General features: G+C 66.8%; 15 protein-coding genes. 11 read left to right on the plus strand and 4 right to left on the minus strand.

Annotated elements, in window-relative coordinates:
* Window positions 1–2: 2 nt before the first annotated feature.
* The 3 genes from AB0M74_RS16115 to AB0M74_RS16125 are packed head-to-tail and all read right to left on the minus strand — an operon-like array spanning window position 3 to window position 3,590.
* Window positions 3–1,406: a Y4yA family PLP-dependent enzyme gene (locus AB0M74_RS16115; RefSeq protein ID WP_366527009.1), complete on the minus strand. Its 1,404-nt coding sequence runs from the start codon at window positions 1,404–1,406 to the stop codon at window positions 3–5.
* On the minus strand, window positions 1,397–2,407 hold the full coding sequence (locus tag AB0M74_RS16120) for an ornithine cyclodeaminase family protein (RefSeq protein ID WP_366527010.1): 1,011 nt from the start codon (window positions 2,405–2,407) through the stop codon (window positions 1,397–1,399). The genes AB0M74_RS16115 and AB0M74_RS16120 overlap by 10 nt, the downstream gene beginning before the upstream one ends.
* A complete protein-coding gene (locus AB0M74_RS16125; protein ID WP_366527011.1) occupies window positions 2,379–3,590 on the minus strand; it encodes a TauD/TfdA family dioxygenase in 1,212 nt (403 codons plus the stop codon). Before AB0M74_RS16125 ends, AB0M74_RS16120 begins: the two co-directional genes overlap by 29 nt.
* Before the next feature lie 329 nt (window positions 3,591–3,919).
* Between AB0M74_RS16125 and AB0M74_RS16130 the strand changes: the two genes are divergently transcribed.
* From AB0M74_RS16130 to AB0M74_RS16170, 9 genes are all read left to right on the plus strand, one after another.
* Window positions 3,920–5,434, plus strand: coding sequence for an ABC transporter substrate-binding protein (locus AB0M74_RS16130; RefSeq protein ID WP_366527101.1), 1,515 nt, complete (start codon window positions 3,920–3,922; stop codon window positions 5,432–5,434).
* Window positions 5,434–6,363, plus strand: coding sequence for an ABC transporter permease (locus AB0M74_RS16135; RefSeq protein WP_366527012.1), 930 nt, complete (start codon window positions 5,434–5,436; stop codon window positions 6,361–6,363). Before AB0M74_RS16130 ends, AB0M74_RS16135 begins: the two co-directional genes overlap by 1 nt.
* A gap of 212 nt (window positions 6,364–6,575) precedes the next feature.
* Window positions 6,576–7,391, plus strand: coding sequence for an ABC transporter permease subunit (locus AB0M74_RS16140; RefSeq protein ID WP_366527013.1), 816 nt, complete (start codon window positions 6,576–6,578; stop codon window positions 7,389–7,391).
* The gene (locus AB0M74_RS16145; protein ID WP_366527014.1) at window positions 7,388–8,986 is read left to right on the plus strand and encodes an ATP-binding cassette domain-containing protein; all 1,599 of its coding nucleotides are present in this window, start codon (window positions 7,388–7,390) and stop codon (window positions 8,984–8,986) included. The genes AB0M74_RS16140 and AB0M74_RS16145 overlap by 4 nt, the downstream gene beginning before the upstream one ends.
* A gap of 55 nt (window positions 8,987–9,041) precedes the next feature.
* The gene (locus AB0M74_RS16150) at window positions 9,042–9,767 is read left to right on the plus strand and encodes a lytic murein transglycosylase (protein ID WP_366527015.1); all 726 of its coding nucleotides are present in this window, start codon (window positions 9,042–9,044) and stop codon (window positions 9,765–9,767) included.
* Between the two features lie 401 nt (window positions 9,768–10,168).
* Window positions 10,169–11,455 (plus strand): phosphopyruvate hydratase, encoded by a 1,287-nt coding sequence (gene eno / locus AB0M74_RS16155; protein WP_366527016.1) that lies wholly within the window; start codon window positions 10,169–10,171, stop codon window positions 11,453–11,455.
* Between the two features lie 16 nt (window positions 11,456–11,471).
* Window positions 11,472–12,131: a septum formation initiator family protein gene (locus tag AB0M74_RS16160; protein ID WP_366527017.1), complete on the plus strand. Its 660-nt coding sequence runs from the start codon at window positions 11,472–11,474 to the stop codon at window positions 12,129–12,131.
* Window positions 12,128–12,658 (plus strand): DUF501 domain-containing protein, encoded by a 531-nt coding sequence (locus tag AB0M74_RS16165; protein ID WP_366527018.1) that lies wholly within the window; start codon window positions 12,128–12,130, stop codon window positions 12,656–12,658. The genes AB0M74_RS16160 and AB0M74_RS16165 overlap by 4 nt, the downstream gene beginning before the upstream one ends.
* Before the next feature lie 61 nt (window positions 12,659–12,719).
* Window positions 12,720–13,667: a Ppx/GppA phosphatase family protein gene (locus AB0M74_RS16170; protein ID WP_366527019.1), complete on the plus strand. Its 948-nt coding sequence runs from the start codon at window positions 12,720–12,722 to the stop codon at window positions 13,665–13,667.
* 7 nt (window positions 13,668–13,674) lie between these two features.
* Here the strand turns inward: AB0M74_RS16170 and AB0M74_RS16175 are convergent, their stop codons facing one another.
* On the minus strand, window positions 13,675–14,124 hold the full coding sequence (locus AB0M74_RS16175) for an SRPBCC family protein (protein ID WP_366527020.1): 450 nt from the start codon (window positions 14,122–14,124) through the stop codon (window positions 13,675–13,677).
* A 330-nt stretch (window positions 14,125–14,454) separates the two neighbouring features.
* Here AB0M74_RS16175 and AB0M74_RS16180 point away from each other — a divergent pair, with 330 nt between their 5' ends.
* Both AB0M74_RS16180 and AB0M74_RS16185 read left to right on the plus strand, forming a co-directional pair.
* The gene (locus tag AB0M74_RS16180; RefSeq protein WP_366527021.1) at window positions 14,455–15,921 is read left to right on the plus strand and encodes an oligopeptide:H+ symporter; all 1,467 of its coding nucleotides are present in this window, start codon (window positions 14,455–14,457) and stop codon (window positions 15,919–15,921) included.
* Between the two features lie 54 nt (window positions 15,922–15,975).
* Entirely contained in the window at window positions 15,976–17,490 is a 1,515-nt protein-coding gene (locus AB0M74_RS16185; RefSeq protein WP_366527022.1) for an amino acid permease, read from the plus strand.
* The last annotated feature ends 144 nt before the right edge of the window (window positions 17,491–17,634 follow it).

Below are 17,634 nucleotides of genomic sequence, written 5' to 3' on the forward strand. Positions count from 1 at the left end.
GGTTATCCGGCGTCGAGCGTCCAGCGCAACCGGTCGCCGGGCGCTTCGTGCAGTACCGCCTTCGGCGGTATGGGTAGTTCGTGAAAAGTCGACTCGTTCGAATCCATTTGGTATCCGGCGGTATTCGGGTAGATCAGCAGATCGCCGACCGTCGCGGGCCGCGGCAGCGGGATACGCCGCCAGCTCAGCATGTCGGATTCCAGGCAGGTCGCGGCGCCGACCGCGGTCGGTATGGGTGTGCCTGCGTGTTGTGGCGGCCACAGCACCGGGTCCGGAAGGTATTCACTGTCGAACCACTGCTCGGACAGGCTCAGACTGCTGCCGTCGATGGTGAGCAGGTGGTAGGGCTGCCCGTCCGCGTGGCGAGTTTTGTTGCCCTGCACCCGGAAGACGGTGCAACCGGCGTGGTCGAGCAGGGCACGGCCTGGTTCGACGGCCAGGCGGATGCCGTTGTCGCGCAGGCGTCCTGCCAAACCGCGGTGGTCCAGGACGGCGGTCAGCATGGTCGGGCCAGGGGCGGGGAAGTGGTAGGGGTAGTACGAGCCGAAGGACTTGCCCGCATGGAACCATCGCGTGTCGGCGGCGGCGGTGAACTCCGCCCACGCCGACGCCGGGACATAGTCGACACCGAATCCGCCGCCGATCGATAGGGTCGTCACCGGATGCCCGAGCGTTCGAGCGTCCCGGCACCGATCGATCAACGCGTGCGCCTGGTCCGCGCGCGCGACGGCGTCGTAGCCCGACAGATGGAAACTGAAACCCGCCAACCGGATCGACTCGTTGCCGACTGTCCCGGCGGAGCCGATGAGCGACAGCGCCCGGTCCAGCTCGCCTTCGGTCATCCCGAATCGGCTCGTCGACGCGGCGGGCAGCACGCGAAGCAACACCTCGGCGGGTGCGGCGACGGTGGCGATCGCGTCGAGCCGGTCGAGTTCGTCGAGACTGTCCAGCGCGATCAGCGCGCCGTGCCGGACTGCCAGCCACAGCAGGTCATCGGATTTGGCGGGGCCGGTCACCATCAATTCGCCCCCGCGAACACCCTGTGCCAGTGCGGAAGTCAGCTCGCCGATGCTGGAGACATCGACACCGGCACCCTGTTGCGCGCAGGCCCGTGCGACACAGGCAGCCTTGTTGGCCTTCTTTCCGTAGTAGACGACACCGTCGACGCCCGCCTGCTCGAACGCGGCATGGAATCGGTCGATATTCCGCGCGACCCGCTGGGGATACATGAGATGGAACGGCCCGCCGACCGCGAAGGCGATATCGCCGAGCAGATTCGGATCGTCGTATACCCGCCGCTCCCATGCGTCGGTGAGCGCGGGCATCGGTGCGGCATGGATCTGCGGTGGCTCGGGGTTCGGCCCCGTCTCGGTGCCCTGCCGGGCGGCACCGGGCGCTAATCCCACAGTGGTACCTCCGTACCGCGTCCCTCGGCGATGGCTCGCTCGGCGAGTGCGTGTGCGACCGCGATATCGGTGAGCACCAGGCCGCTGTTGTAGACGAAAATGCGCTCGTCGTCGGAGCGGCGGGCGACGGCACGGCGACTGAGGATCTGCGGCAACTCCGCATCCACCTGGCGCAGTTTGCCATCGTCACCGGCCATGTCGGTGCCGGTGAGCGCCATTTGCTCGGCGCTGGTCGCGATGACGCGGTCGGCGTCGATGAGGGTCGACGGGGCGAGACCGTAGCCGACGAGCACCGCCACCGCTCCTGGCGCGAGATCCTCTGACTCGATAGCGACTTCGGTGCCGGGGCCGGCGGTTGCGAGCACTACGTCGGCGGCGCCCGCGGCCGCGCGCGGGTCCTCCACTGTTTCCAGCAGTGCGTGCGGGCTGTACTCGGCGAGCTGCCGGCGAACTGCCGTCAGGCCTTCCGGGTGTGTGCCGTACAGCATCAGCTTGCGTAGCTGCGGATTTGCGGCGAGCAAGTGCGGCAGCGCGTTTCGGCCCTGGGTGCCGGTGCCGATCAGCAGTACGCTCTCGGCGCCGCGGCGAACCGTCTCCCGGACGAGCAAGGCCGAGACCGCGGGTGTCCGCAGCGCGCCGACCCGCGCGCAATCCATCATGGCGATCGGTGCACCGGTGGTGTCGTCGTAGAGGGTGATCGTCGTGTAGTAGCGCTTGGTGCTGCGATCATGGCCCGGGTCGAATTTGTACGAGGTTTTCATGGCCACCACCCGACGCCTGCCATCGCGACCGAGCATGGCGTAAGCCACCGACCAGCCATCCGGATTCGCGACACTGAGCTTGCGCGGGTTGTCCGAATCTCCCGCGGCGAAAGCCAGATACGCCTCCTCGACGGCGCGTACGACATCACCGGGTGTGATGGGGACCTCGGCGAGGTCGCTGCGACTCAGCACACGTAGTGGTGTGCTCCGGTCACGCGTGGTCATCGGTTCCTCGATCATCAGCTGTGTCCCGCTCTGCTCCGGCCGAGGCGGGGCCCCGGCCTGCACCCGCTCGAATCGGTACTGCTCCGCCGGTCGCGAGCGGGGCAGTGCGAGCCGAGCGGAACGGGGCGACGATCTGCTGCCCATAGCCATTCTCGTCGGCCTCGGCGGCGCGGCGACGTCGTTCGGGCAGACGGATGTTCACTCGTTTGAGCCATCGATCGGTGCCGTCGTAACGCGCGGTGAACGGTACCCGACCGTGCACGGCGACGTCATTGTCGACCAGCAGCAGCTGGCCGGGCGTGAGCGCCGCGGTGACGCACACGCGCTCCAGCTCCGCGGTGAGGTGCGCATAGGCACTGCGGAATTCGGCGTCGGCGTCGGCGAGCGGGGTATAGGCAGGGTCGTATCTAAGCGTCAGATCAGGTATGTCGCTGATAGATTCGTCATGCCAGAGAGTAGGCAGCGGAGTCGCCGAGTAGCGCTGGTGGCCGGAACCGTATGACACGTCGGGCAGGATCGGCAACGTCGGAGTGCTGAGCAGAGTGCGTTGCGCCGCAGTGAGTTCGGTGCGGCGAACCGAGGAGACCGTGGTGCCGACCCGATCCGGATTGCGCAGGCACGCGAGCATCAGGAGGTTGGCCCGCTGCGGGTGGAAGGCGTCCTCGGTATGTGGGCTGAGCAGTGTAGTGCTGCTCGCGCCCGACTGTTCGTGTTCGTGGCCGGGCGACGGGACGATGTTGTTGACAAGGCGACCACCCTGCTGGCCGTGCCAACCGAATGGTTCGCCCGCGCTTCTGGCCAACAGCAGCATGGCGATGTCGAGCTGGAAAGAGCTTGCGCTACGCGCTGATTCGCCGCTCCACCGCGCCGCGTCGTGCCAGCTGGGCGGGGTCGGGCCGAATTCTTCGTCGGTCAGCGGCAGCCCGCTGACAATGGTCGCGCCCGCGGTAGTGGCGGGTGGGCGCATCGCCGTGCGTACTTCGGCGGGCAGTTCGCCGACGCGGCTGTCGATTTGCGCGAGCAGCTCGGGGGCGGTCAGCGTGCGTGCCAGGTGCGCGGCACCACCGGCACGACCGTCCACTGTGATGCATATTTCTGCTGCCAGCTCGCGGACCGCTCGTCCTGCGGCGGTGCTCAGCTCGCGTTGTTCGGTGTCTTGCGGGTGAAACGTCTTACGTTCGGCGAGAACGCTTTTCACCGGGGTTCCCTTCTTCGCATCGGGTCGAAAAGCAGGTGGGGACGATTCGATCTGCGAAGCTATCGCCTCTTGTCGCCTTAAGCAAGGCTTACCTAAGCGAGTCGGTAAAAATAGCGAGAATGCATCACCGAGATTATGTCCTCTCGGGGGGAGTCGAAGCCACCTAATGGTGCCGATTGCTGGGTGGTGGCCGGGTGTTGTGTCGACGGTGATCTCGGCATCGGGTGGCTGGATTCCGGCGAGTCGTCGCCGTCATTAGGCTAGCCTGTCCTGGCCTCGATCGCTAAATGTCCGCGATCGCACGCGGGCGCCACGAGGAAGGCGGCACGATGGGATGGAACCGGCGGCAGCTTCTGCGGTCAGGTCTCGGAGTCGGCGCGGTCCTACTGGGCGCCGCATGTTCGGAGACCGGCAACTCCATGGGGTCCGCGCGTCAGGGCGGCACGCTGCGGGTCGGCGCGCTCGGCACCGCGGCGCGAATCGAACGCGATCCGCACGCGAATCTCAGCAATGACAGCGACTTCCTGATCACCTCGCTGGTGTACGACGCGCTGACCGTCCCGGCCGCCGACCCGAATGTTGCCGGGCGCCTTGCCAGTCGGTGGGAACCCGATGCGCAGCGCCGACGCTGGACCTTCACCATCGCCGACGGCGCGACCTTCCACGACGGCACGTCGGTGACCTCCGAGGACGTGGTGTGGTCACTGCGCAGGCTGCGCACCGTGGGCGGTGCGTCGAAGATGCCTGCGGCGGCCGACGACATCACCGCGGACGGACCGAACCGGGTGGTGATCGCGCTGCCCGAGCCGAATGCCCAACTGCCGCTGCTGGTCCGGCTGATGACCTTCACGGTGCAGAAGGACACCACCGACTTCACCAAGGCCATCGGCACCGGACCGTTCCGGCTGGAGTCCTACCAGGGCGGCAACGCCCGGCTGGTGCGCAACGATCGCTGGCACGGCACGCCACCGCTGCTGGACGCCATCGAGATCACGATGTTCGACAGCGTCACCGCGCTCGGGAATGCGGTGCTCGGTGGGCAGATCGACCTCGCGTCGAACGTCGGTGCCATCGCGGGTCGCACTGCCGCGGGACGTGGCGATCTGCAAGTGGTCCGGCGGCCGGACGACACCATGGTCGGTGTCGCGATGCGGACCTCCGACGGGCCGTTCGCCGATCCACGGGTCCGACAGGCGATCCGGCTCGGGGTCGACCGGAACGCTCTGGTGAATCAGGTGCATTCGGGCTACGGCGCGGTCGCCGACGATATTCTCGGCACCGCGGATCCGGCCTACGACCGCAGCATCCCCCAGCGCGCCCGCGACATCGAGCGCGCGAAAACGCTACTGCGCGAGTCGGGTTTCGATACCGCAAAGAGCTACCCCTTCCGCACCAAAGCCGAAGCGCCCGGCGAGGTCGAGTCGGCCAAGGTGATCGCGACCCAACTCGCCGACGTCGGCGTGCGCCTGGAGGTCCTCATCCAGGAATCGAACGCCTTCTACGACCAGACCTGGCTGCAGGCGCCGCTCTACACGGTCTCCTGGGGCACCAACGATTCCACCCTATTCCTCGCCTCGAAACTGATGACCAGCGGCTCCAACCGCAACGAAACCGGTTTCAAAGATGCCGAATTCGATGCGGCCATCGCGAAAGCGCTTGCCGCGAACGATGAGTCGGCCTACGCAGAAGCCTGCCGTGTCGTGCAGCGCATCCAGTACGACCGGGGCGGCTACCTGGTGTGGGGCATGGCCGATGGCATCGACATCGCCTCGGCGCGAGTGCGCGACCTGCCGGTGCTCGGCGGCTTCGCCAGGGTGCAGCTGGAAAGAGCCTGGCTGGCGTAGTGATCTCTGTCGCGCGCCTAATCATTCGCCGCATTGCCCTGCTGATCGCGCTGCTGGCAACGGTTTTCGTGGCCATCGACCTGCTGCCGGGCAACACCGCCCGCGCGGTGCTCGGCCGCGACGCCACACCGGACCGGATCGTGGCCAAGGAGCACGAACTCGGGCTGGACCGGTCGCTGCCAGTGCGCTTCGCCGACTGGATATCCGGGGTGGCGACCGGCGATTTCGGCCGCACCGCCCGCGGTCGGTCGATCAATGAGCTGCTCGCCGACAAGTTTCCGCCGACGCTGCTGCTCGGCGGACTCGCACTCGCGCTGACCGTCGCGGTGTCGTTGTCGCTCGGGATGTGGTGGGCGGCACGCGGCGGCGGCGCGCTGCGTGGCACGCTGCAGCCGGCGAGCACGGTCGCTGCGGCGGTACCCGAGTTCGTTGTCGCCACCCTGCTGATCATGGTGTTCTCGTTGGCGCTGGGCTGGTTGCCCGCCGTCACCGTCACCGGACGCTCCGGTCTGCCGACGAGCCCGGACATGCTGATGCTGCCGGTGCTGGCCCTCGCGATACCGCAGACCGGATGGAACACCCGAGTGGTGCGGGCTGCCCTGCTCGACGCAGCCAGGTCACCACACGTGGAAAGTGCTCTGCTGGAAGGACTCTCAACCAGAACCGTGCTCCTACGACACACGCTGCCCTTCGCGCTGCCTACCATCGTGGCCAGCTTCGCAACCACCGTCGGCGTCCTGCTCGGCGGATCCCTGGTGGTCGAGACCATCTTCAATTACCCGGGCCTCGGCGCCCTGCTCGCCGGGTCGGTAGCCGACCGCGACACCTCCCTGGTCGCCGCAGTCGTAGCCCTGTCCGGTGTTGTCATCATGATCATGCTCGCCGCCGCCGATGGCATCCGCGGCTGGTCGCTGCGGGGGCGCGGATGAGAAACAGCGCGGTGTGTGGGATGCCGCACGGACGGACGGTCGGGTTCGATGACTGCCGGTAGCAGCTTCAGGAGCGTGTCGCGTTGGGCGGGATGGCCGCTCGGTCGCCGTGTGTTCTGGTCCGGCCGGTCGATATCGCGGAGTGCGCACCGTCTCTGTGTCGCCGATGTCGTCATGATCGAGGTCCGCGATGTAGGCGGGACGTGGTCGCTGTGCGGGCACTGAGGCAACAGCTCCCCGTGCATCGCATCCGGTTGCTGACGGTGCTGCCTGCTGTCGTCGTGATGCTTGTCGCGGTGGTCGGACCGACGTTGGCGCCGTATGCGGCCGAGACGCCGGTCGGCATTCCGTTCACGCGGCCCGGCGGCGGCGCGTGGCTCGGCACCGATCGGCTGGGGCGTGATGTGCTGAGCCAATTGCTCTATGGCGGTTGGGGGCTGTTGTTGCTCGCCGCGGTGATCGCGGTGGCCGTGACGGCGGTGTCCTGTGTGCTCGGCGCTGTTGCCGCGCTGCGTCCGAAGGTCGGTGTGGTGATCGAGCGGGCCGGCGATTTCGCGATGCTGGTGCCCGCTGTCCTCGGGATCCTGCTGGTGCTCACAGCGTGGCCGGATGCGGGTACGTATGGGCTCATCGTGGTCGCCTTGCTGTTCGGTATGCCGTACTGTGCCAGGGTTTTCACCGCGGCGGCGGTGGGTGTGGCGGCCAGTGGTTATGTCGAGAGTGCGCAGGCCGGCGGGGAATCGTTGACACACCTGGTGTTCGGTGAGGTGATCCCGAACCTCCGTGAAGTGCTCGCGGCACAGCTGGGTCTGCGTTTCGTCGCGGGCATCTATCTGGTGAGTACGGCCTCGTTCCTGCAGCTGCCCACCACGCTCGGCGCGAGCAACTGGGCGGTCATGGTGCGCGAGAACGCCGCCGGGATGCTGCTCAACCCCTGGGCGGTACTGGCGCCGAGCCTGGCGATCGCCGTCGTCGCGGTGAGCGTGAATCTTGCGGTCTCGGTATTCGGACGAGGGGAGCAGGCATGAACACACTGGTCGACGTCGATACCTTGACGGTGTGCGGTTCGAACCGTCAGAAACTGTTCGGCCCCATCACCTTCGGCATGCCCGCGGGCACCGTCACCGCACTGACCGGCCCCTCCGGCTCGGGCAAAACGACTCTGATGCGCGCCTTGCTCGGTCATCTACCCGCGGGCGCCAGCCGATCCGCGGGCGTCGCGCGGGTCGCAGGCCACGACCCGTTCACGCTGAAACACGCTGCACTGCAACGCTTCCGTCGCGACCACATCGCCTATGTCGGCCAAGACCCCGGCTCCGCGCTCAATCCGCTGATGCGGGTGCGCACGCTGCTCGGTGAGGTCAGTCGAGACCGTTCCTGCGACTCGGTGCTGGAAACGCTCGAGCTGGTCGGTCTGTCGGCCGAACACTTGCGTCGCCACCCCGGTGAACTCTCCGGCGGCCAACAACGCCGCGTCGCCCTCGCCCGCGCCTTGGTTCGCCACACCGACGTGCTCGTCCTCGACGAGCCCCTGGCGGGCCTGCACGGCGCGCTGCGCACCGAAATCGCTCGCGTCCTCGCCGACATCGCCACCCACCGTTCAGTGGCAATCCTGCTCTCCGGCCACGACACCGCCGCGGTCCACGCCATCGCCGACGACATCGTGGAACTCGGCGCCGCACAACCACGCCCGAGCCGCCCGATCGCCGCGCCGGACCTGGTCGCGGCGACCGCGGGCGGGCGCCGCAACGGAGCCCCTGTCGTAACGGCATCACACACCCGACTCCGGAACACAGATGACGGCGCCGAAAACAAGCCGGCCGACGAAGTCCGGCGTGCCGCCCGGCAAGATATTCAGCGACAAGCCCAGCCCGGCGACAGGTCTGCGGAGCAGGTATTGCGCGTCCGGAACGTGGGTGCCTCGGTGGCCGGTCACCTGGTGTTGGCGGACATCGACCTCACCTTGCGTCGAGGTTCGGCACTCGCTGTCGTTGGCGCCTCCGGTGCAGGCAAGACCACTCTTGCCCGTGTAATCGCAGGCTTGCACCGCGAGGCCACCGGGGCGCTCGAATTGCACGGCGAGCCGATCCCTGTCGGCCCACGCCGACGAATCCGGCACGGCAGCAACGGCATCCAGCTGGTGACGCAGAATCCGAGATCGGCTCTCAACCCCCGCCGAACCGTCGCCCAAACCCTCGGCCGCCCACTTCGACGCATCGGCGGCATACCGAAAAAGCAATTAGCCCAACGCATCACAGACTTGCTGAATTCGGTCGAACTGGCTGCCGACCTGGCCACCCGCTACCCCCACCAACTATCCGGTGGCCAGCGCCAACGAGTAGCCCTCGCCCGCGCACTGGCCGCCGCCCCTGCCGTCCTGGTCTGCGACGAAATCACCTCCGCCCTCGACCACACCACCGCATCCACGATCATGGCTCTGCTCGACCACATCCGCTCCGCCCACAACACCGCTCTGCTCGTCATCACCCACGACATCCCCTTGGCCCTCACCCACTGCCCCCAGGTAGTCGTCCTCGACCACGGCCGCATCGTCGAATCCGGCAGCACCCCCACAATCCTCGAATCCCCGACCCACAACGCCACCAGAGAACTCCTCCCCTGATGGTCGTGCGCTCCGGTTTCGTAGGAGTGGCGCGCCGGATCTGGATGATGGAGGGATGCTCCTGAAGAAGACCGGCGTCCTGGCCGCTGCGATAGTGGCCGTTGTGCTTGCCGGTTGCGGAGGGGAACGCAATCTGCCACCGATTCCCGAGGATATTCCGCCCGGCCCCGGTACTGCGTTGCCCGTGATCGATCTGGATGCGCCGGGTCGTACCGCCGTGCAGTTACGCGGTTGGGCCGATGATCAGGCCGACCGGCTCGGCATCCCGTCGATCGCTTTGGCGGCGTATGGGTATGCGGCGGCGGTGCTGACGCGATCGCGGCCGGACTGCGGCATCGCGTGGACGACGCTCGCAGGCATCGCGAGTGTGGAGAGCAAGCACGGCACGCACCGGGGGGCGGAGGTCGGCGCCGACGGCTCCGTGCGCCCGTCGATCATCGGCATCCCGCTGGACGGGTCCCCCGGCGTCGCGCTCGTGCGTGACACCGACGGCGGCAAGCTCGATGGCGACCCGGTCTACGATCGAGCACTCGGCCCACTGCAATTCATTCCCGAAACCTGGAAACGCTGGGGTGTCGACGCCAACGGTGACGGCGTGATCGACCCGCAGAACATCGACGATTCCGCCCTCACCGCCGCCCGCTACCTGTGTGCCAGCGGTGGCGACCTGACCTCTGAGCGCGGTTGGCAAAGCGCGCTGCTCACTTACAACCAGTCCAATACCTACCTACTCACAGTGCGCGACCGCGCCGCGGCCTACAGCGTTGGCCGCCGCGCATAACCCGCGTTTCGACCCCGACACATCCGCGACATCCGAGCCCCCGCCCAGGGATCCGGACGTGGTCCGGCCGCCGCACACGCTCGGTGCGGACCCCGAGGAGTGATGCGGTGTGGGCGACCAGGTCGACCGTCACGATGCGGCAGACCTGGCGCCGCTGGGTCGGGCAGCGTGGGCCTGCCGGGGCGTGCAATTCGGCGGGTGATGTGTTTTTTCGGGTGTGGTGTGGTGGATCGGGAGCATGGATCGGACCGGATCGATCGGCATTGTGTGGTGGATCGGGTGCGCAGATCAGGGCGCGCCGACCGGGGCGTTGTGGCAGAGCGGGGACGGGGCGTTAGGCTCGCAGGCGCACGGTTCTCCCGTGTTATCCACCGTGCCAGCAGCCGAAGGAGTGTCGTTTCGTGGCCATCATCGAACAGGTCGGAGCGCGCGAGATCCTGGATTCTCGCGGTAACCCCACTGTCGAGGTCGAGATCGCCCTCGACGACGGCACCCTTACCCGGGCCGCGGTGCCCTCGGGTGCCTCTACCGGCGAGCACGAGGCCGTAGAACTTCGTGACGGCGGTGATCGCTACGGCGGTAAGGGCGTGCAGAAGGCCGTCGAGGGTGTGCTCGACGAGATCGCGCCTGCCGTCATCGGCTTGGACGCCGTCGAACAGCGCACCGTCGACCAGGTGCTGCTCGATCTCGATGGCACCCCCGACAAGTCGCGCCTGGGTGCCAACGCGCTGCTCGGCGTCTCGCTCGCCGTGGCCCGCGCCGCCGCCGAATCCTCGGGGCTGGAGCTGTTCCGCTACCTCGGTGGCCCGAACGCACACGTGCTCCCGGTGCCGATGATGAACATCCTCAACGGTGGCGCGCACGCCGACAGCGGCGTGGACGTGCAGGAATTCATGGTCGCCCCGATCGGCGCGGCCACCTTCAAGGAGTCGCTGCGCTGGGGCACCGAGGTGTACCACGCGCTCAAGTCCGTGCTGAAGTCGAAGGGCCTGTCGACCGGTCTCGGTGACGAGGGTGGCTTCGCGCCGTCGGTCGCGGGCACCAAGGAGGCGCTCGACCTGATCAGCGTCGCCATCGCGAAGACCGGCCTGAAGCTCGGCACCGATGTCGCGCTGGCGCTCGATGTCGCGGCTACCGAGTTCTACACCTCGGGTAGTGGTTACAAGTTCGAGGGCAGCGTGCGCTCTGCCGCCGAGATGACACAGTTCTACGCGGAACTGCTCACCGCCTACCCGCTGGTCTCCCTCGAAGACCCGCTGTCGGAGGACGACTGGGACGGCTGGGTCGCGCTCACCGACGAGATCGGCGACAAGATCCAGATCGTCGGCGACGACCTGTTCGTCACCAACCCGGAGCGTCTGGAAGAAGGCATCGCCAAGGGCGCGGCCAATGCGCTGTTGGTGAAGGTCAACCAGATCGGCACGCTCACCGAGACTTTGGACGCGGTAGAGCTGGCGCATCGCAATGGCTACAAGACCATGATGAGCCACCGGTCCGGCGAGACCGAGGACACCACCATCGCCGACCTTGCCGTCGCGGTCGGCAGTGGCCAGATCAAGACCGGTGCACCGGCGCGTAGCGAGCGGGTCGCCAAGTACAACCAGCTGCTGCGGATCGAAGACGCGCTCGGGGACTCGGCTCGCTATGCGGGTGACGTCGCGTTCCCGCGGTTCGCGTTCGAAGGCTAGTCAGTAGGGGAGCAGTATGACGGAGCGACGTGCGCGTGGTACCAGTCCGGCCGGACGCGGGAACCGCCGCACGTCGCGCGCCGTCCGGCCGCGCCCTGCCGACACCACTGCCCGCCCGGCCGCCGCGCGCACCTCGCGCAAGCGGGCGGATTCGGACAAGAAAGCAGCGCCACAGAAGAGCGAAGCGCGGTCCGGTGCCCACGACGACCGGCATGAGCACACCATCCTCGGCCTGTCCACGGGTAAAGCGGTAGTCCTCGCCATCGTCGTGTGCGCACTGGCACTCACCCTGGCGGTGCCGCTGCGCACCTACTTCACGCAGCAAGCCGAGGCGGCGCACTTGGCGCAGCAGCGTACCGAGCTGGAAGCCGATCTGGCCCGGTTGCGTGATCGCCGTGCGCAGCAGCAGGATCCGGCCTACGTCAAGTCCGAGGCCAGGGATCGACTGCGGCTGGTGATGCCCGGCGAAACGCCCTACATCGTGCAGGTGCCCGGTATCGAAGCACCTGCCCAGCCGACCGCGGCGCCCAAATCGAAGGCGCCCGACCCCTGGTACACCGAGCTGTGGCGCAGCATCTCCCAACCGCAGGCCCCCGCGGCCGATCCGGTGGCGTCGCCGCCGCCCGGACCGCCGCCTGTCGCACCGCCCCCGCCAGGACCGGAAGGACCCAGGTGACCGAACCGACCGACCGTGATCTCGAGATCATCGCCAAGCAACTCGGCCGCGAACCGCGCGGTGTGCTCGCCGTCGCTTATCGCACCCCGGACGGATTGCCCGCAGTGGTGAAGACCGCGCCCCGGCTGCCCGACGGCACGCCTTTCCCGACGCTGTATTACCTGACCGACCCGAGGCTGACCGCCGAGGCGAGCAGGCAGGAATCGGCGGGTGTGATGCGGGAGATGACCGACCGGCTCGCCGCCGACCCGGAATTGGCCGCCGCCTACCGTGCCGCGCACGAGAGCTATCTGGCCGAGCGCAACGACATCGAGTCCCTCGGCACCGATTTCACCGGTGGCGGGATGCCGGAGCGGGTGAAATGCCTGCACGTGCTGATCGCGCACGCTCTGGCGAAGGGGCCGGGGGTGAATCCGTTCGGCGACGAGGCGGTGGCTCTCGCGGCCGACAATGGTCTGCGTGGCACGGCGATCCCCACCGACTGGCCGACATACCAACAGACCGAGGCGCACGCGGACGAGCGCTGACCGGCGCTGAATGGGACCTCGCGGCGAGTGGACCTCGCGGTGGAAGTGGACGGAGCACAGCATGAGTGACCGAGTAGCAGCCGTCGACTGCGGCACCAATTCGATCCGACTATTGATCGCCGACGTGCTCGGCGACGGCGGCCTCGCGGACGTGCATCGTGAGATGCGCATCGTCCGGCTCGGTCAGGGCGTCGACGCGACCGGCTCGCTGGCCCCTGAGGCCATCGAACGCACCAGGGTCGCGCTGGCCGACTATGCGGTATTGATGCGCGAGGCCGGCGTCAGCCGCGTGCGGATGGTCGCCACCTCTGCCACTCGCGATGCCTCCAACCGGGAGGACTTCTTCGCTATGGCCCGTGCCGAACTGGGTACCGTGGTGCCCGGCGCGGAGGCCGAGGTGATCACCGGGGACGAGGAGGCGCGGCTGTCGTTCACCGGAGCGGTCGGCGAATTGTCCAGCGAGCGTGGCCCTTTCGTGGTCGTCGACCTGGGCGGTGGCTCGACCGAGCTCGTCCTCGGCGACAGTGCGGGTGTGCAGGCCGCATTTTCGGCCGACATCGGCTGCGTCCGAATTACCGAGCGCTGTCTGCCCGGCAACCCGCCGACGGCCGAACAAGTCAGTACCGCAAGGGAATTCGCCGCGCAGCGACTAGCCGAGGCCTTCGCGCGCGTGCCCGTCGAGAGCGCGCACACGTGGGTCGGCGTCGCGGGCACCATGACCACCATTGCCGCCGTCGCCCTGAATCTCCCCGAATACGACTCCGAGCGAGTGCATCTGACCCGCCTGAATGCGCAGGAGATCCGCGCGGTCTGCGACAGCTTGATCGCCATGAATCACGACCAGCGCGCCGCCCTCGGTCCGATGCATCCCGGCCGCGTCGATGTCATCGGCGGCGGCGCGGTGATCACCGAGGTACTCGCCGACGAATTGTCCCGGCGTGCGGGCATTTCCGAACTCATCGTGAGTGAGCACGACATCCTCGATGGCATCGCGTTGTCGATCGCCTGAGGTCCGGTTACCTTTGCGGGCGGGATTTGCCGATGATGAGATCGGACAGTCGTGCCAGCGACTCCTGGTTGCGCGGTTGCAGTAGCAGGCTCTGCACGGCTTTCGGCACCAACTGACCGGGGCCGCGCATGGCATGCTCGGTCATTCTGATCCGCGTCACGCCGGGCGACACTTCGTCCAGGTTCAAGCGAATGCGAGCCGAGCCGAGCGGCCACAGCCGCGCCTCCAGGTCGAGCATCCGAGGTGGGTCTACCGCGCGCACCTCGGTGACATCCTGCACGGTCAGCGGCCACAGTCCGAGGCTGTAGTGGATACGGGTGCCGACTGCGGGCCAGCCGGGATCGACTTCCCGAATATGCGATGCGCCTACTACCCAGCTCGCATACAGCCAGCCCTCGGCAAGGGCCGCGAACGCCCGCTCGGGGGCGACAGGCACGGTGACTTCGGCTTCGATCATCGGTGTACCCGCCTTCGTGGACCGTGTGCCGCCGCGACGCCACTGTCGATGAAAACGCGCGATCAGTGCCGATCCGCCGTGATGTCCAGCCTAATGAGTCGACAAGCGGAGCATTCTTACGGCCAGGCGGTGTCGATGACTGTCCTTCGCCACGATCTGCGATCGCCGCACGGTATCGAGCCCCGCACAGGTGAGCTCCACAATCCGGTGATGCGAGGTTTTGTTCAGATCATCGGTCATATCACCTGAACATCAACCCTGATCACTGAAACATTCTTACGGATCTCGCGGTTCTCGGATATTTCCATCCTGGCGTGGGATCGTCGGAGCATGTCCGACACAGCCGTAACTGAGCAACCGGTCGAGGGACGGACCCTGTTCGGTCATCCCATTGGACTGACCAACCTCTTTGGTGTCGAGCTCTGGGAACGATTCTCGTTCTATGGGATGCTCACCATCCTGGGCTACTACCTGTACTACTCGACGACCGAGGGTGGTCTCGGGTTATCGCAGAGCACCGGCGTCGGCATCGTCGGTGCGTACGGCGGCCTGGTTTATCTGTCCACGGTGCTCGGCGGCTGGATCGCCGACCGGCTGCTCGGTATGGAGCGCACCGTGTTCTACGGCGGCGTAGTGGTGATGGCTGGGCATGTCGCGCTCGGAGTGTTGCCGGGCCTGGTCGGTGTCGGTGTCGGCCTCGTGCTCGTCGCGTTCGGAAGCGGCGGGCTGAAGGCCAACGCGTCCTCGCTGCTGGGCACCCTCTACAAGCCCGGCGATCCGCGTTTCGACGGCGGCTTCACGTTGTTCTATCTCGGGATCAACCTCGGCGCCTTCAGCGGCCCGCTGCTCACCGGCCTGTTGCAACGGCACTGGGGGTTTCATTATGGATTCGGCGCTGCCGCGATCGGCATGGCGGTCGGTCTGACGCAGTATGTGGTGTTCCGCCGCAACCTCGGCGCTGCGGGCAGGCAGGTGCCTAACCCGTTGCCGCGCAGTGCTCTGCGCCCGATCGCGGCACTGTTCGTCGGTGCCGCGATCGTTGTCGCGATAGTGCTGGCAACCGGGCTGGTAAACCTGAACAACCTTTCAGAGGTCACCACCGGCGTCATCGTCGTCGCGTCGATCGGCTATTTCGTCGTCATGCTGACCAGCGCCAAGGTGTCCACGGTCGAGCGCAGCCGAGTTCGTGCGTTCATTCCGCTGTTCATTGCGAACGCCGTGTTCTGGTCGCTGTTCCAGCAGATCTTCACGGTGCTCGCGGTGTATTCCGACGAGCGAATGAACTGGAGCATCTTCGGCTGGACCGCACCGTCGAGCTGGATCGGTTCGGTGGAGCCGGTCTGGATCATCCTGCTGTCACCGCTTTTCGCGTTGATGTGGACCAAACTCGGTAACCGAGCGCCGAGTACCCCGCACAAGTTCGCCATGGGCGTCATCGGTATGGGCTTGGCATTCTGGCTGTTCGTGCTGTTCTCGAGTGCCGAGGGCAAGTCGGTCCCCGCACTGGCGGTGTTCGCTGTCATGGCCGCGTTCGCCGTCTCGGAGTTGCTGCTCTCGCCCATCGGGCTTTCGGTCACCACGCAGTTGGCTCCCGAAGCCTTCCGCGCCCAGATGATGGCGCTGTACTTCTTCTCGGTCGGCCTCGGCACCTCGATGTCGGGCACGCTGGCCCGCTTCTACGATGCCGACCACGAATTCGCCTACTTCGGCATCACCGGTGCGGTCGCGATTCTCGCGGGGCTGGTAGTCGTTGCCTTGTCACCCTTGGTGAGCCGACACATGCAAGGCGTTCACTAGCATTCAGCGAGGTCTCGAGTAACCCCTTCGAGATCAACGATACAAGGAGACCGTGTGACGACTTCGCGACCCGATCGTCGAAACGCTCTGTTCCGCACCAAATCCGTGGAGCAGTCGATCCAGGACACCGACGAGCCGGACTCCAAGCTACGCAAGGATCTGACCGCCTGGGACCTCACGGTCTTCGGTGTCGCCGTCGTCGTCGGTGCCGGTATCTTCACCCTCACCGCGCGGACCGCCGGAAACGTTGCAGGGCCGTCGGTTTCGCTCGCCTTTGTCTTCGCCGCGATCGCCTGTGGGCTCACGGCGCTCTGTTACGCCGAGTTCGCCTCGACTGTGCCGGTAGCCGGCAGTGCGTACACGTTCTCCTACGCGACTTTTGGTGAGCTGGTGGCCTGGATCATCGGCTGGGACTTGATTCTGGAGTTCGCGCTCGCGACTTCCGTAGTGGCCAAGGGGTGGTCGCAGTACCTCGGTGAAGTGATGGGGTCGCGACAGCCGGTCGTGCATCTGGGGCCTATCACCTTCGATTGGGGTGCCGTACTCCTCATCGCGATTCTCGCGGTGTTGCTCGCGGTCGGCACGAAGGTCTCATCCCGGGTTTCCGCGGTGGCGGTGGCTATCAAATTGTGTGTGGTCGCGCTGGTGCTGGTCGTCGGCGCCACTTATTTCGACTCGTCGAACCTGACGCCCTACATTCCGCCGTCTCAGCCGGGAGCCGAAGGTGAGGGGTTGCACCAGTCGCTGTTCTCGTTCCTCACCGGCGCGGGCCACAGCACCTTCGGCTGGTACGGCTTGCTCGCCGCCGCCAGTCTGGTGTTCTTCGCGTTCATCGGCTTCGATGTCGTCGCGACCACCGCCGAGGAAACGAAGAACCCGCAGAAATCCTTGCCTCGGGGCATTCTCGGTTCATTGCTGATCGTCACGGTGCTCTACGTCGCGGTCTCCCTCGTGCTCACCGGCATGGTCCCCTACACCGCCCTCGCCGGTGACCATGCCACGCTCGCCACCGCCTTCGCGATCCACGGGGCGACCTGGGTGAAGAACATCATCTCCATCGGCGCGCTCGCCGGTCTGACCACCGTCGTCATGGTGATGTACCTCGGGCAGACCCGAGTGCTGTTCGCCATGTCCCGCGACGGGCTGCTGCCGCGCAGGCTTGCCCACACCGGCAAGCACGGCACCCCGGTGCGCCTGACGATCATCGTGGGTGTCATCTGCGCGATCCTGGCCGGCTTCATCGACTTCGGCACCCTCGAAGAGATGGTCAACATCGGCACCCTGTTCGCCTTCGTGCTCGTTGCCATCGGGGTGCTCATCCTGCGCCGCACCCGTCCGGACCTCCCGCGCGGCTTCCGAGTCCCCTTGGTCCCCCTCATCCCCATACTCGCCGTCCTGGCCTGCGCTTGGTTGATGCTCAACCTTTCCGTCGAAACCTGGCTCCGCTTCGTGGTCTGGATGGCTCTCGGCCTGCTCGTCTACGTCGCCTACGGCCGCCGCCACTCCGTGCTGCGCACCACCCCCGCCGAAGACCCCGACAAGGCTCAGTCCGCAGACGCCACCGACTGAACCGGCAAATTCTTCGACGAGCAGCATATGAGGGCGGCGACACGCCGTGAACCTCGCCATCATGTGCCACTCGTCACCCAGGTATGCCCATCCGGCCTAGCGTGGCAGGCACAGCCGTCCGAGGAGTATTTCGGTACGGCAGTA

The organism is Nocardia sp. NPDC051463 (genome assembly GCF_040681975.1).
Classification (GTDB): domain Bacteria; phylum Actinomycetota; class Actinomycetes; order Mycobacteriales; family Mycobacteriaceae; genus Nocardia.